A 22,084-nucleotide genomic window follows, 5' to 3' on the forward strand; every position below is an offset into this window, starting at 1 on the left:
CTGTAACCTGGCGGTAACAGGCTGGTGGTACCGTCAGATGACGCTTTTTTTGATGGCGTTGGCGAGCCAGAGCGGGCTGTCGCCGGGGAAAATCAGTGAGGGAAAGAAACAGGGCGTTTAATTAAATCGAATCGACGTCAATTCTGTTTATTTAAACGTCCTGTTTTCCTTGAATACGCCACCCGGTACTGAAGGTTCAGAACCGGATATGCGCACTTTACTTCAGCAAATAAAGCAGCGACAGGTCGTCGTTGACTTTGACTTTGTCTATGCGTTTGAAAAAGCCTTCCATTACCGTCGAGTTATGCTTAGTAATGGTATGAAAGCTGTAAACAATGTCGATCACCGTATCTTCATCCAGCTGTCCATTGACGGCAACCTGCGCGGCGATTAACGACTTAATCAGGAACCATTCGGCAGTCAGCAGATAAAGGCATGACAAGGCGCTGCGCCCTGCATAGCCGGGAAACTGATCGTGCCAGATGCGGTATTGCATCAGGTTGCTCATCAGATGGGGACGCTCACGCAGCCATGGCAGCACCTGCTGTTGCCAGACATCATCCAGACGCTGCATCGACGTGACAACGTCACCATCATCAATACTTTGAGTCTGCAAAAACAGCAGTTGACCAACGAAATGCCGCAGCCGTGGCAGGCCTCTGGTGGTCGGGCGGCTTTCAAGAAAAACCTGGATTAACATTAAAAGCGACCACTGCAGCTGATAATCCGGCTTTATCTGTTCAATCTTCTGCCCCAGCTGGCCGGCTTCTAAAGCGGCCATAATGTCGCCGAATTTGCTTTCCAGCTGAGCAAGCTTATCGTCTTCATTATCTGCGCTAAGTTTATCCAGGCTCAGGAACAGCATGGCGATGGCATATAAGCCTTCATTCACTTCGCTGCCCGCCTGCTGGACCAGCAGACTGCACATCAGATTGATTAACTGTTTACTCTGATCGCGCGCCGGGGAGGCCAGGGAGGTTATCTGCGCGCTTTCCCGTTTATCGAGACGCATCGCCTGCGGTAGCGTTAGCAGTAGGCGCGCCGCTTCCGGGCAGGAAAGTTCAAGACTGCTTTCCACATCCAGTTTATAAGTCTGCTTACGGCGCGGATAGGTGCTGCAAGTATGGCTTAGCGCCTTACTGCCCATATTCTTTTGAATAGTGCAAAGTTTCTGTTCATCAAGAAAAGCACAGTTGCCCTCGGTATTGAGCTTCATATATCCCCAGTTTTGCGGGGTTTGCTTTGTCAGGACGATATGTTCGCTGGCAATATTTTTTACCGCAATACTCTGGCTTTTCAGGTAGCGCTTTGTTGATGGCTTATCAAGGGTAATACTCCATCCGCCGCAGCAGGAGTCCCGGCAGGCGCTGCCGATGCACTGGAAACTTTTAACAAATAACGGTTCAACGATAATTTCTTTATTCATATCCTTTCCCCCGTGCTGAGCGGCAACGGCTGTTAATTGGCTAACCAGGAGAAGATAACACCTGCCCCCATTTTCAATGGGGCTAGTAGAAAAGGAAAAGCGGCTTATTCTGAAGGATAACTAAACAAAAAACCCCGGCAAGCCGGGGTTGAGTGATAAGTCTGTTGCTTGCCGGGTGATTAGCCCTGCAGCAGAGACAGAACCTGCTGCGGAACCTGGTTGGCTTTTGCCAGCACAGAGTTACCAGCCTGCTGCAGAATCTGCGCTTTGGACATGTTAGACACTTCCGTCGCGTAGTCTGCGTCCTGAATACGGGACTGAGCAGAAGACAGGTTAGTGGTGGTGTTGTTCAGGTTAGTGATGGCAGAATCCAGACGGTTCTGAATCGCACCCAGACTTGAACGGAACTTATCGATGCTACCGATAGCGGCATCCAGTGACGCCAGCGGGTCAGAGGTTGCAGCGGAAGTCGTGGCAGCAGTCGTGGTCAGTTTGCCATCGGCAGTTTTGTAGATAGCAGAACCGGTGTTGTTAGTTACATTGCCATTTGACTGCGCGTAGTAATTAACGGTTTCTTTAGCGGTAGTGGTGATGGCGCCGTTGTTATCAACGTAGGCCGCTGCACCACCTTTAGTTACCGCGCCGGTGCTGCCGGTTACGCCGTAAGCCGTACCGCCATCGTTCAGCGTAAAGTCCTGACCTTTAACCGCGTTGCCCATCTGAGCGGCGCTTACGGTGACGCCAGTTACGTCAACTACCGTGTTAGCGGGGGTTGCAACACCAGCAGTTAAGGCACCGCCACCAGCAGACTGAATGGTAACGCCTTTAGCTTCGATTTTAGTTGCAACGGCAGCTTCAGAACCGGTTACAGAAGTATCAGTGTTGGCAACCAGGTTGTCCCATGTTGCAGCAGTAGTAGCACCACTACCAGTCTGAGTCAGGTTACCTTTTACATCGAGGTACAGTGCTTTGCCGTCGGTAGTAGTAACAGTACCGTCTTTAGCAATGTTAACGTCCTGCGCTTTACCGCCGATAGTAACTTTAGCAGAGAAGCTGTCGCCAGCGTTCGGCGCCAGGTAGCTCAGTACGCTGTCTTTAGATACGCCGTCAGCAGCATAAGAGTAAGACTTAGACGCGGCATCGTAGGTGTAGGTGTTGGTTTTAGCTGCAACGCCCAGACCGGTGTTGGTGCCAGTATAGGTAATGGTGTTGGTATCTTTAGCACCAGCCAGCACGTCAGCAGCGGTAGCGCCAGCGTAGCTGAAGTCTTTGCTGTAGGTAGTGCTGCCGTCAGCGTTAGGGCTGCCAGCGGCGGCAAAGCCAGCCAGTTTCAGGTCATCAGAAGTTGCAGCAGCATTTGCTACGCTGCCTTTACCGTTAACGTTAAAGCCGGTCAGGCCCAGCGTTTTAGAGGTAATGGCTTTCAGGTCGATAGAGATGGTTTCGCCATCGTTAGCACCTACCTGGATTTTCATGGTGTTATCAGCTGACAGCACTTTCACGCCGTTGAACTGAGTCTGACCAGATACGCGGTCGATTTCAGACAGACGTGAGGTGATTTCATCCTGGATTGAGTCCAGGTCAGACTGGTTGTTGGTACCGTTCTGCGCCTGTACGGTCAGTTCACGGATACGCTGTAAGTTGTTGTTGATTTCTGACAGCGAGCCTTCAGTGGTCTGCGCGATGGAGATACCATCGTTAGCGTTACGCGCAGCCTGAGACAGACCGTTGATGTTAGAAGTGAAGCGGTTAGCAATCGCCTGGCCGGCTGCATCATCTTTTGCGCTGTTGATGCGCTGACCAGAGGAGAGACGCTCAATCGCGGTGCCAAGAGCAGACTGCGATTTGTTCATGTTGTTCTGTGTGATCAGCGAGAGGCTGTTTGTATTAATAACCTGTGACATAATTAAGTTTCCTGTATAACAGTCGGGGTTAGTTAGTGGGCTTCAGCCCGCCGGCTTCATCGCCGTCAAACCTGTTATCGTCTGTCATCAAACAACCTTTAGAAAAATTTTCGCCATGAGCTAAAAAAGTTTAGTGCGCGAAATACCCTTCTCTATTAGCGTTTTTCCTTTCATTGCCAGATAAATAAAAAAGATAAACTTACTGCCAATGCTGCCGATAACCCCGGTACTGACTCCCCATGACGCTTTATAAAGGATAACCATGGCTAACGTTTCTTCTTTAGGTATCGGATCCGGTCTCGACTTAAATACGCTGCTGGCTAACATCACCACCGCAGAAAAAAGCGCGCTGACGCCGATTACCAACCAACAAACGGCCTTTAACGCCAAGCTGACGGCCTACGGCACGCTGAAAAGCGCGCTGACGTCATTTCAAACGGCAAATACCGCGCTCAGCGCCGCAGACCTGTTCAGCGCCACTACCGCCAGCAGCAGCACGGCATTCAGCGCTACCACCAGCGCGAACGCGACCGCCGGCAAATACACCATAAACGTTAGCCATCTGGCGCAGGCGCAGTCGCTGACCTCGGCAACCAAAAGCAGCCTGACCGATAATATCGGCGCCGTGACCACCAGCGGCGCGCGTACCATTACTATTCAGCAGGGTAATGGTAAAGACCCGGTGAGCATTAATCTGAGTGACAGCAATACCACGCTGACCGGGGTGCGCGACGCGATTAATAATGCCAAAGCCGGCGTCAGCGCCAGCATCATTAAGGTCAGCGACAGCAGCTACCGCCTGTCGATTACCGCTAACGATACCGGCAGCGTCAACGCCATGACCATCAGCGTCAGCGGCGATGACACCCTGAACAGTTTTATCGGTTACGACGGCAGCAATACCGATGAAACCAAGGGTCTGACGCAAACCGTCGCCGCGCAAAATGCCAGCCTGACGGTGAATAACATTGCCATTGACAGCGCCAGCAATACCATTACCGATGCTTTGCAGGGTATTAACCTGACCCTGAACGATAGCACCAGCGGTAACCAAACGTTAACCATCACCAAGGACACTTCCAAAGCGTCCACGGCGATCGCCAACTGGGTTAACGCTTATAACGCGTTGCAGGATACCTTCGACAACCTGACGCAGTACACCGCTGTTGACCCCGGCGCCACGCAGAGCTCAAACAACGGCGCGCTGGTAGGCGACGGTACGCTGCGTACCATTCAGACGCAGCTGAAGAGCATGCTGACCAACGCTGCCAGCACCTCAAGCTATAAAACCCTGTCGCAGATCGGCATCACTTCGGACCCGACCAGCGGCAAGCTGACCATTAATAGCGACAAGCTTTCCAGCGCGCTGAGCAGTAACGCCAGCGACGTACAGGCGATGTTGATTGGCGACGGTAAAAAAACCGGTATCACCACCACCATCGGCACCAACCTGACCAGCTATATGTCGACCAGCGGTATTCTCACCGCCGCCACCAACGGCGTGAACAGCACCCTGAAGAAGCTGACCCAAGAATATAATGATACCAACTCGCGTATTAACGACACCGTTGCGCGTTATAAAACCCAGTTTACTCAGCTGGATGTGTTAATGAACTCGTTGAACAGCACCAGCAGTTACCTGACGCAACAATTTGATGCCCTGAACGGCACCTCATCCAGCAAGTCCTGACGCTAAGGGGATAAGATGTACAGTGCAAAAGGCACCCGGGCCTACGAAAAAATCGGCGTCGAAAGCGCCGTGATGAGCGCCAGCCAGGCGCAGCTGATTACCCTGCTGTTTGACGGCGCGCTCAGCGCCCTGGTGCGTGCGCGCCTGTTTATGCAGGACAACAATCTGCAAGGTAAGGGGCTGTCGATTTCTAAAGCCATCAATATTATCGATAACGGCCTCAAGCAGGGGCTGGAAGAAAACAGCGGCGATGAGCTGACGGATAATTTATTAGGTCTTTACACCTACATGGTGCGTCGCCTGCTGCAGGCTAATCTGCGCGATGACGTAGCCGCCGTAGAAGAAGTTGAAGGTTTACTGCGCGGTATTGCCGACGCGTGGAAAGAAGCTAATGGGGTTAGCGCCCCGGTTCAGGACGCCGTATAAATGACAATCGCACCGCACTTGCTGGAAAATTATCAGAAGCTGCTTTCTTTTAGCCAGGAGATGCTGCGCCTGGCGAATGAAGGCCAGTGGAGCGAGCTGATTCAGATCGAAATCAGCTATGCCAGTACCGTTGAAGCGCTGGCGCGCTGCACGCGTGATAATCCGTTATCAATCAAAAGTCTTGAGCAGCTACGCCCGGTTTTACGTCATCTGCTGGATAACGAAAGAGAGATTAAGCAGCTGCTGGCAAAACGTAAAGATGAGCTTAATCGTCTGATTAATCAGTCCAATCGCCAGCAGTCGCTGATGTCAACCTACGCCAGCAATTCTGGACTGGTGCTGGTGCCGCGCGATATCTAATCCACGACGCCGCCTGCCAGCAAAGGCGCAGGCGGCGATAACCGTGTTGATCTGTTCTACCGCAAAGCCAACCCGGGCTGGTTCCTCAATGCGCAAGTCACGCGGCGAGGGAAGTTAGCCGCCGTCAGGGGGTGACCGCGGCGTGGTTTGCCGGCGCTTCGCTGTGCTGCCAGGCCTGCTGGCACTCAAGGGTCGGCTTGTTTACCTTACGCATCACCAAATCGTCGTAATGCAGCTCGTTGCCTTCCAGCTTCAGCGGCATCACCCGCAATTGCTGATTAACGTTAACCAGCTCACCGTCTATACGGCTGACCTTGCCGGGCTTAGCGATAACACGCTGCCACTGGCGGCAATCGAGGGTATTGCCCTCAGCATCAATGAGCAAACTGCCAATCGCTTCGTCGCTGACCAGGCCGCTTTGCGGCCCGAAGGTCTGCCAGTTACCGACCAATGCGGCAGGCGGCGGCGTTTTCACCGCGCTGGCGTAGTTGGTCAGCTGAACGCATCCGCTCAGCAGCATTATCACAGAGCCAGCAATCATCCAGTTCTTCATTTCTTATCCCTACATTATTTACCTGGCGCTACGTTAAATACTTACTGGCAATTGCGCAAGCCTGAAGGTGCAGCGCCAGCCTTGTCAGCGCAGTTTGCCCTCCCCCCCTGCTCTGACATCCTTCAGCAGACGGTGAAACCGCCCGCGCTGGCGAAAGAAAATCATATAGTCACTAAAGTTTACTTTTTTTCCTGCCGATAACAGCTGAGTTATCGCAGGTTCATTTTGTCTGGTCATTCACTACCCAGGACTCGGGTGGTTTACCTTTTGGGGAACATCATGACGCTGACCATTCGTACAAGATTGATTGCTATTGTTGGGTTACTTTGCTTACTGCTGACCATTACCGCTATCTGGGGCATTTTTGGCTTGCGCGAGGCAAATCTGCGCGCTGATGCCGTCTACCGCAACGAATTGCTGCCGCTGCAATCCACGTCACGCCTGTACCGCCAGGTACAGCAGCAGTCGGCCACCCTGTTTGAAACGCTGCGCTACTGGACAGACAGCGATGAAGTGAATAAGCGCCTGGCGCAGATCCATCAGTATACTGAAAATATTCAACGGGAGCGCGCCGCTTATGGCCGGCTGCCGATGGTGCCCGGCGCCGCAGAGATTTCCCGACAGTTTCTCAGCGAACTCGACGGCTGGCAGTCTTCGCTGAATGAAGCCGGCGAACAACTGCGCGGCGGCAACCCTTCCGCCGCGCTGGTGATTATTGAAACCCGCCTGAGTCCCGGCAGTCAGCGGCTGCAAAGCGGTATCGATCGCCTTGATAGCCTGATGCGCCAACACGCCGAGAGCAACTATGCCCAAAGCGTCGATTCTTATCAGCTGGCGCGTAACTGCCTTATTGCTATGCTGGCAGGCGGACTGGCAGTTAGCCTGATCGCCGGCTGGATGCTGGTACGTTCGATTTCCCGCTCGGTTGAGCGCGCCCGGCAGCTGGCCAGCGCGATCGCCAATGGCCATATCGGCCACGGTCTGAACCACTTCAGCCACGATGAAATGGGGCAGCTAATGCGGGCGCTTGCCGATATGGATAACCATCTTAGCGGCATCGTGCGCGACGTTAGCGAAAGCGCCGTGGCGCTGGATGATGCCGCACGGCAGATGGCAACCGGTAACGATGACCTTGCCGAACGAACCCACTCTCAGTCCAGCGCGCTGGAGCAAACTGCAGCCAGCATGGAACAGATGACCGCCACGGTGAAGCACAACGCCGATAACGCCGCCGAGGCCGATGAACTGGCAAAAACCGTGCGCACCCAGGCCGAACGCGGTAGCGAAGTGCTTAACTCGGCGGTGCAGGCGATGCGCGAAATTGAGTCATCAAGTAAAAAAATCGCCGATATTAACCACGTTATTGATGAGATAGCGTTCCAGACCAACCTGCTGGCGCTGAACGCTGCCGTTGAGGCCGCCAGAGCCGGTGAACAAGGGCGCGGCTTCGCGGTGGTGGCATCCGAAGTGCGCCAGCTGGCCCAGCGTTCGGCGAAGGCCGCACAGGAGATAAAAACCCTGATTAGCGCCAGCGTCAGCAAAGTCGACGCCGGTAGTAATCTGGTGCTGCGCTCCGGCGAAATGCTGGGAGAGATCAATCTTGGCGTTGAGCGGGTGGTGAGCATTATCGGCGAAATTGCCGTTGCCAGCCGTCAGCAGTCGTCCGGCATTGGCCAGGTAAATATCGCCATTACCCAGATGGATACCAATACTCAGCAGAACGCCACGCTGGTGCAGCAGGCTACGTCTGCCAGCCAGACCGTCAGCCAGCATGCCGGATTGCTGGTGCATAAAATGGCTTTTTTCCAGCTGAACGAAGCCGCCGCGCCTGAAGCGAACAATCGCGACAGCGCCCTGCCCGCAGCGCAACCAGCGACGGTCTGAGGAAAAACTATGCGTGGATATCTGGCACCATTAATGTTGACCGGCCTGCTGGCATTCTCAGCGCAGGCAACCACCACACTTGATATTGCAACCATCGCCAACGGCGATATGACCATTATGCAGCAGCTCTCCTCACGCTATGAGAAAGCACATCCGGATATCCAGCTAAAATGGCACCTGATGAGCGATGGCGAGCTTCGTCAACAAGTGCGCACCGCGATGGAAAAAGGCGATGCGCCCTACGACGTCATCGCCGTCGGCACCTATGAGGCGCCGCTGTGGGGGAAAAAAGGCTGGCTGACGCCGCTGAATAATCTGCCTGCGGACTATCAGGTTGACGATCTGCTGGCGCCGGTGCGTAAAGCGCTCTCCTGGCAGGATACGCTCTATGCCCTGCCGTTTTACGGCGAGAGCAGCATGACCTATTACCGTAAGGATCTGTTTGCGGCAAAAGGGTTAACCATGCCGGACGATCCGGACTGGAGCGATATTAAGCGCTTTGCCGCCGCGCTGACCGATAAGCAAAAAGGGCAGTACGGTCTGTGCCTGCGCGGTCTGCCCGGCTGGGGGGATAACGTAGCGCTGATAACCACCATGGCCAACGCCTACGGCGCCCAGTGGTTTGATATGGACTGGAAGCCGACGCTGGACTCTGACGAATGGCGCGAAGTGCTTACCGACTATCTTCAGATGGTAAAAGATTACGGTCCACCGGACACCGAGCATAACAGCTTTTCACAGATTATCCGGCTGTTCACCGAGGGACGCTGCGCGATGTGGGTTGATAGTACGGTCGCCGCCAGCCAGCTGACTAACCCGCAAATATCGCCGGTTGCGGATAAGGTGGGCTTTGCGCCGGCACCGGGCGGCCTGACGCAAAATGGCTCGCACTGGCTTTGGTCCTGGGCGCTGGCGGTACCGGCAAAATCCAGCCATCAGAGCGAGGCAATTGCCTTTATCGTCTGGGCAACCTCGCAGCAATATATCAATACGGTGGCCGAAGTAGTCGGCTGGGGCGCCGTGCCTCCCGGCAGCCGCCTGTCAACCTATCAGCAGAGCCGCTATTTGCGCTTGGCCCCCTACGGACCTCAGGTTAAAGCGGCGATTGAAAGCGCCAGCGTACAGCAACCTACCCTTGGCCCGGTTCCCTATCAGGGCGTGCAGTATGTCAGCATCCCAGGCTTTGACATGATGGGAAACCAGGTGGGCGAAAATCTGGCGGCCATGCTGGCAGGCAAGCTGAGCGTTGAGGAGACCCTGAGTCGCAATCAGCAGCAGGTCAGCGCGCTTGCGGCACAAACGCCACGCTGATCGGCGGGCGGGCATTTCATTCTGATGCCCGCCCCGCTAAACTGGCGGCTTAATCGCAGGAGCCGCTATGAAAACCACCGCAGACTATTATGTTATCGCCCGCCAGATGTTTTTACAGGCCTACCCACACATCGCTGCTGAAATCGATTCGCTCAGCGACAGCGACGCAGAAAGCATGGGAATCACGCTTCCCCAGTTAAAAAACCTGCAGGCTGACCGCGCCTGGGCGGCGTATGTACGCGAGAAAAAGCTGGACGGCATGCTGTTCGCTATCCAACTGGCAGAACCCGATAAGCAACTGGCCGCGCAGGCAATTGAACGCTACCTGCGCGACCATGCCGCCGCCCTGGGCGTTAGCTGGGAAGAATTTTGTCGTCTGAATCAGCTGTGAATTAAACAATCTCTCCGTCGATTAAGCGAAGAAAGCAAATTGACACAATAATAAATTATACTATTCGTGCGGCGCCCAACCTTAAGTGAAATAATTATTTAATCAGAATGGTCTCAAACCTGGATGGCGCATTCAGTTTGGCTCAACGTGGTAATATTTTCAGTGATATAGACTGTAACAACCATTTTTTATGGTCAGTTGTTTTAGCAAAAATCATTTATTTTTGATTTTTTAACCACCTAAGCACTAACCTACTGAAAATGCTGTCACTTCCTTATTAGCCAACGCGCGTTCATTGCAAACGCCAGAACAGTCACGTATATTGTGCGCGCTATTTTCTTTTTTGATTTCAAATAAACGCACCTTTCATCAGGGTTACGACCAGTCATTATCAGAATAGTTTTTGCCGGTTAGACCGATGTCAGGCCTGAATGATTTCCGAGTCAAAAATGTTACTTAATAAGTACAAGTTTAGCCCTGTTATTTTACTGTTCAGCCTGGCACTCGTTTTATCGTCCGTCGGTCTCTGGTGCCGGAGTTATGACGCGTTATCGTTATTCTGGCCGGGAAACGCCGTTCTACTTGGTCTGCTAATTCGCTTTCCTTCCCTTAATTGCCGTGCAGGTTTTCCTGCAATGTATCTGGGTATGGTTATTGCCGATCTGTCTGTTGGTACACCGCCGCCGGCCGCTTTCGGCATGGATGCAGCCAATCTGCTGTTTATCCTGGTTGGCCGTGCCGTGTTGCTTAATACCCGCTTTGGTAACGGCCGCACCCGACGCTTGCAGGCGCTGATGCGCACCTTTCCTGCGGCGGTGATGGCGTCTGCGGTAGCCGCGACCATCGGCAGTGTAGCCAGCGCGCATTACTATCAAAGCGATTTGCTGAAAGGCTGGATTGACTGGTTTTGCGAACAGTTTTCAACCACGATTTTGCTGCTGCCGCTAACCATAGCAATACCGCGTCGCGATGAGCTTCCGCCGCTGTTTAGCGGCTTGCCGCTGTCATCGCCGTTGCCATTACTGGCGCTGCTGTTTTCAACGCTGATGGGCATCTGGGTTGGCGGAGGCGGCAGCCTGCTGTTTCCTTTGCCTGCCCTGCTATGGTCTGCGATCCGCTATCCGATGTTCCTCAGTAGCCTGCTAACTTTGCTGACCGGCATGACCGAAATTATTCTGGTCGCCAATAACGTGCTCAACATTCAGGGCGTCGGCGACGTCTTCCGCCTTGACAGTCTGGCATCCGCCCGCCTCGGCGTTGCTGCAATGACCATCAGCCCGCTCATTGTGGCACTCAGTGCCAGCGCTAACCGTAAGCTGGTGGCGCGCGTTACCCAACGCGCCGATTACGACTTCCTTACTGGCGCATTAACGCGCAGCGGCCTGTCGCAGCGGCTTGAAACGCAGGTTAATCAAAAAAATAAACCCCAACCTTTCCTCGGTGCGGTGCTACTGCTGGACATCGATCATTTCAAAAAAATTAATGACACCTGGGGCCATGCTGCCGGGGATGTGGTGCTGATAAAAACCGTGGAATGTATCAGAAACACGCTGCATCAGAGCGCGATCATCAGCCGCATGGGCGGCGAAGAATTTCTGATATTAATGGAAGGACTGTCGCAACCGCGCGCCAGCCTGCTGGCTGAACGACTGCGCTCAGCAATTGAGGCAAATAGCGTTATTGTGGAAGGCGCCGATCTGAGCATTACCGTCAGCATCGGTATTTGTAGCATTAATATTTCGCAGGTTAACCGACTGGACGCGGCGATTCAGAAAGCCGACGAAGAGCTTTATATTGCTAAAAGCAGCGGGCGTAATCGCGTCAGCCCGCAGTTTTCAATTTAAACGCGTGAATAGCGCGCGACCCAACGCGCGCCGGCCCCATCAGGCCTCATTCTCAATGCGATTCACTTCGATTTCCATATCCTGAATGGTTTTATCCAGCTCCTCAAGCAGATTGCCCTGCTGATTTAACAGCGTATCCATTTTCTCGGCAAAGCCCTTGTTTTTATACTGACCGGCGTCGAAGTCCAGCCAGTGTGTAGAAAGGGTTTCGGTATTGGTCTGGGCGTAATGCCGAATCTCCTTAAGCTGCGAGGTCACATCGCGCAAATGATCCGTCTCTGATTTGATAGTTTCATTATCACTCATCGTTTACTCCCTATAAGCGGGTGGATCGCAAAGCCGTCCGCCGCATGACGGTGGCGTGATGTACTAAGTATAGCAGCCAGGCACTCCCTGCCCGCTGCCCGCGCCTTTTTCAGACGGTTTAACCCTAGTTGAACCAGGCAACCTTGCGATCGGTGCCGTTAATATTCACCGTAATATAGCCCGCCGGCGTAGTTGATGCTGGCGTCGCGGCAGCGGCGGTCGCCACCGTCAGCACGCCTTTCTCGTTGGCCCCCACGCCTGCGAGGCCGTTATGCAGGCTACAGCGAGCATTCGGTACGCTGGTGCCGATTTTGCTGGTATCAACCGTTTCGCTCAAATCGGGCGTAAACAGCGACCATGAACCGGATTCAAAGCGGGTAGGACCGGTGGTTTTCAGGTTGAACATGGTATCGCCGCTATTGGCCTTCAGCTTCACCCAGACTTCGGCATAGCTGATAGCGATACGATTGAACTTTACGTCAATCACCGCAGGTGACCCGTGGTGGTAAATATCGCCATAAATCGCCGTCGAACAGCGCGACAGATTCAGGTAGGTACGACAAGAGGCAATGGAGGTAACCGGGCTGCCCGCCGGGGTGCTGAGGGTATCATTGCTGGCCCGGCCAATCATTTCGATTACCCACTGCTGGTTATCCTTCGGCATGTAGAAATTGCCCAGCCGGTACCATTTATCACTGGTTGAGGTGTTGGTTATTTTATAGCCTGAATACCATCCTGCTTTCATAGTGCCGGTCATCACGGTGCCGTAATTTTCATCACGACGCCAGCCGTACTCATAGGACGACAACCAGCGGGTGCCACTGCTGTCGAGGCTGACATTGCCGCCGGACTGCAGGTTGAGCTGACGCATTTGCGTGCGACAGTTATTCATGTTCAGCGGATTGTCGCAGCTTTCGATGCTCAGGGCATCGACGACCCATTGACCGTTGGTCAAATCGCCGGGATAGCGACTGTGCTCGATCCAGACGTTGCGCAGTAAGCCCTGTGAGACGCGCGGCATATACAAGGTTGCATCGGCGAAGCCGTTCTGGAAGTTAGCGTTGCTGAGTTCGATAGCTGTCGAGTGGTCCCAGTTCTGCCCGTCGCTCTGGCTCCAGCCGATATCAAATACCCGCGAATATGTATACAGGGCGTAGATCTGGTTAAATCGGGTATCGAAGGTATCCTGCAGCTTAATCACCGTACCGCCGGTATTCTGCGCACGAAAGCCATCAATCAGCGCTGAATCCCCCTGAGTAATGGTATTTTCAAAAAACGGCTGCTGGTTGCTGGTCATCGCCGCCGTGATAACGCCGGTATTGGTCGTGGTATCGGCACTGGCCTGGCCGTTCCACCAGATGCCTTTTATTACGCAGCGCCGCGCCTGCACCTTAAACACCGGCGCGCTGGTTTTATCAGAAATGATAACCGTGCGCGGCATCCCGCCGTGGGGATTATCATCGCCATACAGATAGAAAAACGACTGCTGGGTGGCGGAGATATCGATCGGCTTAACCAGAAACTTACCGCCGGGAAAGCGTACGCCCAGATCAAAGCAGTTGCCATTATAGGTGGATGCCCAGTTAACCATCCGCTGCACGGCGGCGGTATCATCGGCATAACCATCCCCTTTGGCGCCGAAGTGAAACACGTTGAGGTCCGCCGGATCGTTGACAACCCGTTTCCAGTAAAAATTGGTACCCACGGCAGTGGTTCCACCGTCATCAGCAGGCAGCGTCGTTGTCAGGAAGCCGACAAAATCACCGCCGCCGCGATATTTACTATCACCATCGTTGTAGCGTTTCAGGCTGGCGAAATCGCCAGAGGTTGTCGGAGCAGTCGTACGCAGTTGAGCAAATGAATTAACTTCAATCATGTGAACCTCCGGATATAGTCTGCCCGTCCGCTACCCGCTGGCAGCAGCTAAAAGCAGATTTTTCATTAACGTTGGATTGGGGTGGCGCGTCGCGCCGTGAAAAAAGGTTAGTTAGTCGGCTCGCCGCAAAGGCGCTGCCAGACCTCGTTGTGGGTGTTTATTTCCCGAACGGTACGGATATCCAGATTTTTCCAGTCCTGGCCGTAGGTGCGGATGGGGAAAAAAATCATGCAGCTGCTGTCAGGAGGCCGGAGGGTCCCGGTCGTCGCTGTGGTTCCAGGGCGAGTTACGCAGCCTGTCACGAGCAGCGGAATCATCAAGTGCAGCATTACCAGCCTGTGCATCTTTAGCCACCTCGTTTTTTTTTGCCTGATCGCGTGCAGCCGCTATCGCCACTGCGGTTTTTTCCTGCTCTGACTTCACTTTCTCCTCAGCCCGGCCTTCGCTTTTGCCGGACTGTCTGCCGGTAAACCAGCTGATAATGATGGCCACGCCGACTGCGGCCAGAGCGGCCAGCCAATGCCAGCCGCTGGTCAGAAGCTGAATGAGATTCATGGCTGGCCCCCGCTGTTAGCGACCTTATTTGCCAGCGCGGACCGCACCTCAGCCGCCAGCTTGCGCTGGCGGATATACTGGGCAATGACGGCCATTGCGACCAAAAATGCCGAAATGTAACTCAGCAGGTTGCCGGGCAGCAGGGTTTTTATATCCGGCGGCAGGTTGCTCCAGACGCTGATGCTGATATCAGGAAAGCTGGCCGCCAGCGCTCCCAGCACCGAGCCCGCAGATGCCAGCCACACCGACCAGGTTTTAGCTAAAAAGCGGGCATGAGCTACCAGTTGAATACGGCCGTGGCGCTGAAAAAACCAGACGCCGACCACAACAATCAGGACCAGCGTAAAAAAGAATATCAGTTTCATAATAACCCCCTGTATGCATCATAAGTGCCGCTGGCAATCACCTGGGCGTGCCGGGTTGCCCGCGCCGGCGTCTGCCTGGCCCACTGACTTTTGATCACGCTTTGTGCCGCGCCAACGAAGTCACCGGCGGCAATGCGCGTCAGCGTCTGCGTAAAAGCGGACAGCCCATAGATACCGAGCTGATAAGCCATGCTGGTGAGAATGTCATTGCGCGCCTCGTTACACTGCTGCAGCGCGGCATTAATCACCGCTCGCGTCAGCATTTCCGATTGCAATCCGTCAACCAGCTGCTGCATCCACAGCATGCCGACCTCATGCGGGACGCTAAATGTATAAAGACTGATGGCGGCATTGCGTGGACCAATACGTATGCCACACGCCACGGTGGGATAACCCTCACTATCGCAATAAGGCTGCTCCTTGTAGCCCTCCTCATAGGCAAGAATGGCAATTATCTGACTCATAAGAACCTCCTGATAATCCATCAGCAGCTCAGCGCTGCGGCAGATGAAATAACCGAAACGGCAGCCATGCAATTGCAGGCCGCACGTTGACGACTTACTAAAAGAAAATTGAATAAGATAATGCGTGCAGGTTAATTAGGTACCGCAGAAGTTCATGAATAGTTTGTTTGAGAGTTCAGAGACGAAAAATAATGATTACCGCTATGTTCATAGCTGGCATCAGGCCATCGATTCAGATTCGCATTCGAGCGTTATATCCATACCGCTTAATACCCCGGCAATAAAACCCTCGGCAGCCTGAAGCTCTTTGCGTACCGTACCGTCAGCAAGGCGCCGCCGGCGGGCAATAGCCCTTATCGAGACCCGGTACAGATAGTGCGTAACAATCAGCTGATGATAGGTGGGATTGAAGCGTTTTAACCGGCTGATACAGCCGTCTAAAATCAGACCGTCGCTATCATTACAATTCAGATTTCGCTTCAATGGATGAATCAGCAGGCCGCGAAACCCGGCGGCGACGGACGAATAATTAACACCGCTGTTTTCACTGGCCGCCCAGCCGCCCCACCGCTGCAATAATAAACTTACATCATGCATACTCTCCTCCTTGTGGTAAAACGGTCAGCAACGCTGCAGCAGGTTTTACTGCGCTCGTTGTTTAACGGTTAAAGACGATTTGCTTAAGAGCAATCTCTGAGAAAGTTAACAGAAAATATATTTAATTCTTCGCTAAACTAACTGGGCTTATATTTACCATCGGTAACGGTAATAAACGTCGGCGGATATTAAAAGAGGGAAAAAATTGGTCATTGCCGGATGTTATAACCAGATTCGCGTTAGCTACTCTGCTGCATTGCTTTTTTTCATTGGCAAAAGCAGGCAGCGGAACGCTTCTCAGGATTGTTTCGTGTTGCCAGCGGTTAGGCTGGGCGGCCAGACTGTTAAAGAGCGGTCTTTGCAAAAGAGGGGAAACGGCGGTTACCTCACCGGCTCGCCAATCCCTTTTGCTATTAACAACGAATTAATAATAGCTAAAGGTATTACTTCGGTCAATAGCAAAGCGTGTTTGACGAAAAATACGCGTCGCTATAAATTCTGATATATGAAATCTGATACTCTTGCTAATCGTCTCAACATGGCCATGGCCATACGGGATATCACTCAGGGGGCTTTAGCCAAAGCGTCCGGCGTTTCACAGCCTACAATCTGGCGCCTGACGAAGGGCGAAGCCAGTGGCTCACGCAAGCTGGTTGATATTGCGAGGGCGTTGAACGTCAACGTCGAGTGGCTGGCCAGCGGCGAAGGTGAGATGAGCGGGCGCTCGACGTCAGGCGGGCTGGATAAAGTAAAGACTGGTACGACAATTCCGGTCTGGAATGCTCATGGAAAAAGCGGTGAGGTCATCGCTCCGCCAAACGGCACCCGGGTACGCAAGAGCTGGCGCGCCTATATTCTTGAGCGAAACAGCGGCTGTGCAGAAGCCACTGCGGGCAGCATCATTATTGTCGATACTGACATCGCGCCTGAAACTGGCGATCTGGTGGTCGCGAATTTTAACGCCCGTATTTCAGTTTATCGTTTTCTGGAAGGCCCTTTTAACGGTTTTCTCACCGTCGATGACCCCCGATTACCGGCCGTCGAGTTAACAGACGAGGTCGAGCTTATCGGCGTCGCTATCTTTTTAATTCGCGACCTGCGCCGGTAAGTTTCAACATCCTGCTCAGGCAGGATGAACTCCTCATAATGTCCCCCGGACAGCCTGTATAAGACAGATATCATGCGATCCTCCTATATCAGACCCATTTACTCTCGTTTCTGCCAGCCAAAACATTAAGCAGCGCTGCAACTGAATAGGTTAGTAAAATTTTTAATAGCACTGCTGCTTATGAATAAAAAAAAGTGAAAAAACAATGCAACCAATTGTTTTAAATCACTTTAAATCTATACTTTAAATTATTTCCACAATAGCAATTGATATTATCAATAACGCTGGCTATCGTTTTTAGAGGGAGACTTATCACCAACCCTTAACAAACGGCGGGAGATTACATCATGACCACCATTATCTGGAAGATTGCCTCTGTCCACGGCACCTGTCGCAGCCGTTACAAAGCTCGTCGGCGAGATAAGCAGCAGGCTGCGGCTGGCGAGCAGCGCCTGGTGAATAAAATTGAGCGCAGTCTGCAAGCGCACAGCTCGCGAGTTTCGCGGGCAATATGGGCAGCAGAGCGTTTAGCGAAACCCGGATCGGGATCCTGACCTTGTACCCGCTGGCGTCGGCTAATAAACCACCGGTTGGGGGCGAAGCAACGTTCGCAGCATCTGAGATTTAAGGATTTCAGCCCGCGCGCAGAGAGTAAGCCTTGCGTAAAGAATAATGACAATTGGTTTCAGCCTGGCGCCGATGACGATAAGTCTGATTTATTTTTCTTACTTCAGCCCTCTGTTTAATCTCATTATTTATTAAAAAACCCGCTACCACTGCCTGCAGCGCTTTATTCGTATAACTTTATGAAGTCAGTTGTTACCACTATTTACCTATTTCTGACGGCACTTTTTGCTAAAGTGCCGGTCAGCTTTTATATAGCTGTAGAGCCTGGGGAATTGAGGGAATGCTTCTTTATGCGATACAACCACCGTTCACAGAAGGCTCGTCATGAAGCATCGTCGTCAATTCAGCACCTGTTTATTGCACCCGCGCTATTGGTTCACCTGGTTTGGTCTTGCCACGCTCTGGCTGCTGACGCAGCTGCCCTACTCCGTTCTGATGCGGCTTGGCGCCGGGGCCGGTAAGCTCTCTCGTCTTTTTCTGCGACGCCGCGAAAAAATTACCTGCCGCAATATTGAACTTTGCTTTCCCGGCATCGACGAGGCGGAAAAGGAACGGATGATCGCCGGAAATTTTGCCTCACTCGGTATGGCGCTGGCGGAAACCGGCATCGCCTGGTTCTGGTCTGACAAAGCGGTAAAAAAGCTGTTTGAAGTGTCGGGCATGAACCACCTGCAGCACGCACAACAACAAAAGCGCGGCGTTATGGTGATCGGGGTACATTTTATGTCGCTCGAACTGGGCGGTCGCATCAGCGGCTTATGCCAGCCGATGATGGCAATGTATCGTCCGCACAATAATCGGGCGATGGAATGGGCACAGACCAAAGGTCGCATGCGTTCGAACAAAGCCATGATTAATCGTCAGGATTTACGTGGCATGGTACATGCGCTGAAGCAGGGAGAATCGGTATGGTTTGCGCCGGATCAGGATTACGGCCCGAAAGGCAGCGTTTTTGCGCCGCTGTTTGCCGTCGAAAAGACCGCCACCACCAACGGCACCTTTGTGCTGTCACGCTTAGCAAATCCGGCGATGCTGTCGATTGTGCTGATACGTAATTCAAATAATTATGGCTATCGGCTGATTATCGATCCGGAGCTGAAAAACTATCCCCATAATGATGAAATGGCGGCGGCGGTGTACATGAATAAAGTAATTGAAAGCCAGATTCTGCGTGCGCCGGAGCAGTACCTGTGGATGCATCGCCGTTTCAAGACCCGTCCCAGCGGCGAAGCATCGTTGTATGCCTGAGCCGTTAAAAGGGACGGGCTGAGATTACATCTCTACACCTGCATATTCATGATGCAGTGGTAGGAAAAATAGAGCATATAAAGGGTTAGCAAAGGCCCCGCACAAACAGAGCATTGCCGCAATCCCTTACCTCACTGGTAGCACAGAGGTGGTAAAGATTGCGGCAATTTTTTGTCCCATTTTTGCCCCATCAAAAGAAAACCCGCTTTCGCGGGCTCAAATCTCAGGCTTCCTTGTTCTTCTCTACAGTTGGCGGTTTGTCGGGAAGTAACGCGTTTATGCACCCCTTAAGATACCGATACATCCTTACATCGACGAATGCGGTGTAGAGGTACGCGACAACTATCGAAACTGAGCACATCATTAATACACCCAGCCACACATTGTCAGAACCTCTGTATGCTATTCCTGTTATCAGTATTGGGAAGTGTAGAAGATATAATGGAAAACTAATATATCCAAAGAATTGTACAATCTCACATCGTGTAAATTTTTTAATAAATGAATTTTCACTCAAATAGTCCACCATTAATATTGGGGCAAATGATATTATGAAGAAAAAATCCAGTCTATTAACAAATGATGTTTGAGCATATATTCCAATCATGCATGTTGCGAATGAAGTCCACATAAACACTTCGATGTGCTTAGAGTTATTACTGATTTTATCTGATTTCCTTTCTAGCACTGAATATATACTTGAACCTAGCATCATTGATGCTATAGCAAAAAGCAAATTATGCATACCAAAAAGAAGAAGGCTATCTAGTTTTTCCATCCCTGTTTTAGAAACGTAGAAAAGTAAAATAAATAGAGCAATTGATGAGCAGAGCCTTAAGATCGCATCCATCCTGACAAAAACCAGAGGTATAAAAAGTGATGCCCAAAACTCTATTCCAATAGTCCATGTTGGCGGGTTTATTAGATGGAACTTGAAAGGTGTTGCTCCGTGTATGAAGAGAATGTTTTTTATGATTAAGTTGGCATTAAAAACATAATCACCAGGAACATATCCATCGCCTGAAAAATTCAATATAGCGTAAGTTAAAACCATAGCGACTACTGATATAAAAGTAAGAGGCCATAATCTTGCAAAACGAGTTAGTAAATATTTCACAAACCCATCATTTTTACCATGTGAGTGCGTGAGTACAAATCCTGATATTATAAAGAAATACGCAACACTCAAATGAGGCCCACTAAATGGGCCATCATTCTTCCATCCGGTGACTGATTGTATTGCGTGATTTAACAGCACGGTCAAGGCAAAAATGCCTCTTAACCCATCCAGTGCATAAAACCTAGTGTCTTTCATCATCTAGTCCATAGGAAATAACTACAAATTTTTTATAGTATATCCTATTTTCATAGATTGCTAACTAGTTGCTTCCAGTGGGGATTTCATAAAAATCATCCGGAGGTGTACACTTCCCATTGCTGTATGTCCACCCAATACCACAGGTCATGTCGTCGAGTGGTACAGTTATATATTCTGCAAAAATATCACCATTCCCATCCCACTCTACGATGTTAACAACGACGCCATTTTTAACTAGTGCGTATATCATGCAAATTCCTCAATTAGACAGATGCCATTGGCACCCGTTCCGCCATAGAATCGAGTAGACATAGTCTGTGTATCATATGCACCTCCACCACCTCCTCCATATACGCTAGCCTTAGGTATCGTAGGGACGGAAACTGAACCTTGCCCAGATCGTCGGCTGCCACCCCAAATGCTTGCACCACCCATGCCGTTTAAAAGTCTTGTCCCATTCTGACCATCTCCACCATCACCACCGGAAATGTTTATGTCTCCACCAGTCCCGGCACCCCCGGTTCCACCAGATGCAAATACTGTTGCGGCGACACTTGGGGCGCCTCCTGTTGCGACTATTCCGCTAAATGTAGAATCGCCACCTTTGGTGGCTTCTGAGCCGCCAGCGCCAACAACAACAGCAAAATTCGTGATGTCGGCGATATTTAACCATTTTATGCCAGTCGCTCCCGCCGCACCGCCAGCGCCCGAAAAATTATCGGTGCTGCCCCCGCTATTAAATGCTCCGCCGCCTCCACCGCCTCCACCCGTGATCGTGACTTTAATTCGTTTTGTGCCAGATGTCGGCGTGTACGTTTTTGATGTTGTGATCCATTGCTCGTTAATTTTCCGCCCTGTTGATCCATTGCCGTCTACTAAACCAAGGTATGATAGAACGTTAGCTACAGATGCCTGACCAACGATATCACGCCCGGTCTGCGTCAGTGACGTTTGCCCGGCAGTTTTAGCCCCTGTGAAGTACGCCAGCGTGTCAGCACCGGTAGCCAGGCCAGAAATCGCCGTGAGCGTTGCCGCCAGCGGCTGATAATCTTTGCCAAAAGCAGACGACATTTTCGCGATGAATGCAGCAACATCACCATCGTCTATGACGTCCTGACCCGACTTATCAGCTGTGTATTGAGCCAACGCCGCAGCAATAAAAGAAGCCTGACGCAGCGCTTTATTAATCTGTGCTGACGAAGCTTTTCCGCTTTGGAATCCTGTCAGCAACGCCGCCAGTTCCTCATAATCAGCTTGCGTTGTTACGTTTGCATTGGCATCCGTCGCGAACGCCTTAAAATCATTTTTAGCCATTACAGTTTTTTCTCCCATGCGCCGTCATCAAACCCGGCCAGATATTTATTTTCGATGTCGAATGCAAAAAAACGGTTTCCCTCTGACGGTGTTTCAATCGATGGTGTGTGTATATCACCGGCCCATACACCAGCGGCTTTCACTGTCAGATAGCCCTGCCGGATAGCGTCTATCAGTTCAAGTGATACATTGCTTATATCTGTTTCGGGAAATACCCATACCGAGATTGTCATGTCCTGGTTGTCGACGATTTGCATGCTAATTCCTGAACCCACCAGCGCAGTTTCAAGAATCACCGGCAGCGTGTCGTTTTGCCCGTTCCAGTTGTTGATCGCTATCTTCGCTTTCAGCACAATGCGATATGTGTCGTCGCTGAGACTGGTGTAACCGTTATCCGGGTCGTATGGCCCTTGCCAGACGCCCTGATCCCATCCGAGTCCGTCAGTATCGAAAGAAAAGTAAATGCCGGATATCGGCTGACTGACAATACGCGATCGCCCTATCCACTCTCCGAGTA

General features: G+C 51.9%; 24 protein-coding genes. 10 read left to right on the forward strand and 14 right to left on the reverse strand.

From position 1 onward, the window contains the following. Positions 1-217: 217 nt before the first annotated feature. The 3 genes from fliB to BTJ39_RS24840 form a co-directional block, all read right to left on the reverse strand. Complete coding sequence (gene fliB / locus BTJ39_RS09185) at positions 218-1,426, reverse strand: flagellin lysine-N-methylase (RefSeq protein ID WP_078002377.1); 1,209 nt, start codon at positions 1,424-1,426, stop codon at positions 218-220. A 179-nt stretch (positions 1,427-1,605) separates the two neighbouring features. Continuing rightward, on the reverse strand, positions 1,606-3,330 hold the full coding sequence (locus tag BTJ39_RS09190) for a FliC/FljB family flagellin (protein WP_078002378.1): 1,725 nt from the start codon (positions 3,328-3,330) through the stop codon (positions 1,606-1,608). Between the two features lie 120 nt (positions 3,331-3,450). Further along, entirely contained in the window at positions 3,451-3,594 is a 144-nt protein-coding gene (locus tag BTJ39_RS24840; RefSeq protein ID WP_176110276.1) for a hypothetical protein, read from the reverse strand. On the opposite strand from BTJ39_RS24840, the gene fliD reads away from it, so the two are divergent. The 3 genes from fliD to fliT are packed head-to-tail and all read left to right on the forward strand — an operon-like array spanning position 3,593 to position 5,806. Beyond that, entirely contained in the window at positions 3,593-5,020 is a 1,428-nt protein-coding gene (gene fliD, locus BTJ39_RS09195; RefSeq protein ID WP_078002379.1) for a flagellar filament capping protein FliD, read from the forward strand. The genes BTJ39_RS24840 and fliD overlap by 2 nt on opposite strands. A 15-nt stretch (positions 5,021-5,035) precedes the next feature. Further along, positions 5,036-5,446 (forward strand): flagellar export chaperone FliS, encoded by a 411-nt coding sequence (fliS, locus tag BTJ39_RS09200; protein ID WP_078002380.1) that lies wholly within the window; start codon positions 5,036-5,038, stop codon positions 5,444-5,446. Beyond that, positions 5,447-5,806 carry a flagella biosynthesis regulatory protein FliT gene (gene fliT / locus BTJ39_RS09205; RefSeq protein ID WP_078002381.1) on the forward strand — a complete coding sequence of 120 codons (360 nt, stop codon included), beginning with the start codon at positions 5,447-5,449 and terminating at the stop codon, positions 5,804-5,806. Positions 5,807-5,930: 124 nt separating this feature from the next. On the opposite strand, the gene yedD is transcribed toward fliT, so the two are convergent. Next, positions 5,931-6,359, reverse strand: coding sequence for a lipoprotein YedD (gene yedD / locus BTJ39_RS09210; RefSeq protein WP_078002382.1), 429 nt, complete (start codon positions 6,357-6,359; stop codon positions 5,931-5,933). Positions 6,360-6,638: 279 nt separating this feature from the next. On the opposite strand from yedD, the gene BTJ39_RS09215 reads away from it, so the two are divergent. The 4 genes from BTJ39_RS09215 (at position 6,639) to BTJ39_RS09230 (ending at position 11,789) form a co-directional block, all read left to right on the forward strand. Further along, positions 6,639-8,243 (forward strand): methyl-accepting chemotaxis protein, encoded by a 1,605-nt coding sequence (locus tag BTJ39_RS09215; RefSeq protein ID WP_078002383.1) that lies wholly within the window; start codon positions 6,639-6,641, stop codon positions 8,241-8,243. A 9-nt stretch (positions 8,244-8,252) separates the two neighbouring features. Further along, positions 8,253-9,554 (forward strand): ABC transporter substrate-binding protein, encoded by a 1,302-nt coding sequence (locus BTJ39_RS09220; protein WP_078002384.1) that lies wholly within the window; start codon positions 8,253-8,255, stop codon positions 9,552-9,554. Between the two features lie 67 nt (positions 9,555-9,621). Further along, positions 9,622-9,945: a DUF6388 family protein gene (locus BTJ39_RS09225; protein ID WP_078002385.1), complete on the forward strand. Its 324-nt coding sequence runs from the start codon at positions 9,622-9,624 to the stop codon at positions 9,943-9,945. A gap of 449 nt (positions 9,946-10,394) precedes the next feature. Continuing rightward, entirely contained in the window at positions 10,395-11,789 is a 1,395-nt protein-coding gene (locus tag BTJ39_RS09230) for a sensor domain-containing diguanylate cyclase (protein WP_078002413.1), read from the forward strand. Between the two features lie 39 nt (positions 11,790-11,828). Here the strand turns inward: BTJ39_RS09230 and BTJ39_RS09235 are convergent, their stop codons facing one another. The 7 genes from BTJ39_RS09235 to BTJ39_RS09260 form a co-directional block, all read right to left on the reverse strand. Further along, positions 11,829-12,095 carry a hypothetical protein gene (locus BTJ39_RS09235; RefSeq protein ID WP_078002386.1) on the reverse strand — a complete coding sequence of 89 codons (267 nt, stop codon included), beginning with the start codon at positions 12,093-12,095 and terminating at the stop codon, positions 11,829-11,831. A gap of 124 nt (positions 12,096-12,219) precedes the next feature. Next, a complete protein-coding gene (locus BTJ39_RS09240) occupies positions 12,220-13,971 on the reverse strand; it encodes a glycosyl hydrolase family 28-related protein (protein ID WP_078002387.1) in 1,752 nt (583 codons plus the stop codon). Positions 13,972-14,078: 107 nt separating this feature from the next. Continuing rightward, the gene (locus BTJ39_RS25280; protein ID WP_277869770.1) at positions 14,079-14,201 is read right to left on the reverse strand and encodes a hypothetical protein; all 123 of its coding nucleotides are present in this window, start codon (positions 14,199-14,201) and stop codon (positions 14,079-14,081) included. Between the two features lie 10 nt (positions 14,202-14,211). Next, complete coding sequence (locus BTJ39_RS09245) at positions 14,212-14,526, reverse strand: hypothetical protein (RefSeq protein WP_078002388.1); 315 nt, start codon at positions 14,524-14,526, stop codon at positions 14,212-14,214. Continuing rightward, positions 14,523-14,891 carry a DUF7940 domain-containing protein gene (locus BTJ39_RS09250; RefSeq protein ID WP_078002389.1) on the reverse strand — a complete coding sequence of 123 codons (369 nt, stop codon included), beginning with the start codon at positions 14,889-14,891 and terminating at the stop codon, positions 14,523-14,525. Before BTJ39_RS09250 ends, BTJ39_RS09245 begins: the two co-directional genes overlap by 4 nt. Next, entirely contained in the window at positions 14,888-15,355 is a 468-nt protein-coding gene (locus tag BTJ39_RS09255; RefSeq protein WP_078002414.1) for a glycoside hydrolase family protein, read from the reverse strand. Before BTJ39_RS09255 ends, BTJ39_RS09250 begins: the two co-directional genes overlap by 4 nt. Positions 15,356-15,574: 219 nt before the next feature. Beyond that, positions 15,575-15,952: an antiterminator Q family protein gene (locus BTJ39_RS09260; RefSeq protein ID WP_078002390.1), complete on the reverse strand. Its 378-nt coding sequence runs from the start codon at positions 15,950-15,952 to the stop codon at positions 15,575-15,577. A 505-nt stretch (positions 15,953-16,457) separates the two neighbouring features. Here BTJ39_RS09260 and BTJ39_RS09265 point away from each other — a divergent pair. The 3 genes from BTJ39_RS09265 (at position 16,458) to lpxP (ending at position 18,935) form a co-directional block, all read left to right on the forward strand. Then, on the forward strand, positions 16,458-17,060 hold the full coding sequence (locus BTJ39_RS09265) for a LexA family transcriptional regulator (protein ID WP_078002391.1): 603 nt from the start codon (positions 16,458-16,460) through the stop codon (positions 17,058-17,060). A gap of 347 nt (positions 17,061-17,407) precedes the next feature. Then, positions 17,408-17,614 (forward strand): hypothetical protein, encoded by a 207-nt coding sequence (locus tag BTJ39_RS09270; RefSeq protein WP_078002392.1) that lies wholly within the window; start codon positions 17,408-17,410, stop codon positions 17,612-17,614. Between the two features lie 397 nt (positions 17,615-18,011). Then, positions 18,012-18,935: a kdo(2)-lipid IV(A) palmitoleoyltransferase gene (gene lpxP, locus BTJ39_RS09275; RefSeq protein WP_078002393.1), complete on the forward strand. Its 924-nt coding sequence runs from the start codon at positions 18,012-18,014 to the stop codon at positions 18,933-18,935. 223 nt (positions 18,936-19,158) lie between these two features. Here the strand turns inward: lpxP and BTJ39_RS09280 are convergent, their stop codons facing one another. From BTJ39_RS09280 to BTJ39_RS09295, 3 genes are all read right to left on the reverse strand, one after another. Beyond that, positions 19,159-20,253 (reverse strand): acyltransferase family protein, encoded by a 1,095-nt coding sequence (locus BTJ39_RS09280; protein WP_078002394.1) that lies wholly within the window; start codon positions 20,251-20,253, stop codon positions 19,159-19,161. 246 nt (positions 20,254-20,499) lie between these two features. After that, positions 20,500-21,567 (reverse strand): glycine-rich domain-containing protein, encoded by a 1,068-nt coding sequence (locus BTJ39_RS25535; RefSeq protein ID WP_479684390.1) that lies wholly within the window; start codon positions 21,565-21,567, stop codon positions 20,500-20,502. Beyond that, a partial coding sequence (locus BTJ39_RS09295) for a baseplate wedge 1 family protein (RefSeq protein WP_078002397.1) occupies positions 21,567-22,084 on the reverse strand: 518 nt, incomplete at its 5' end. The genes BTJ39_RS25535 and BTJ39_RS09295, both read right to left, overlap by 1 nt.

Source organism: Izhakiella australiensis, from assembly GCF_002006995.1.
Lineage (GTDB): Bacteria > Pseudomonadota > Gammaproteobacteria > Enterobacterales > Enterobacteriaceae > Izhakiella > Izhakiella australiensis.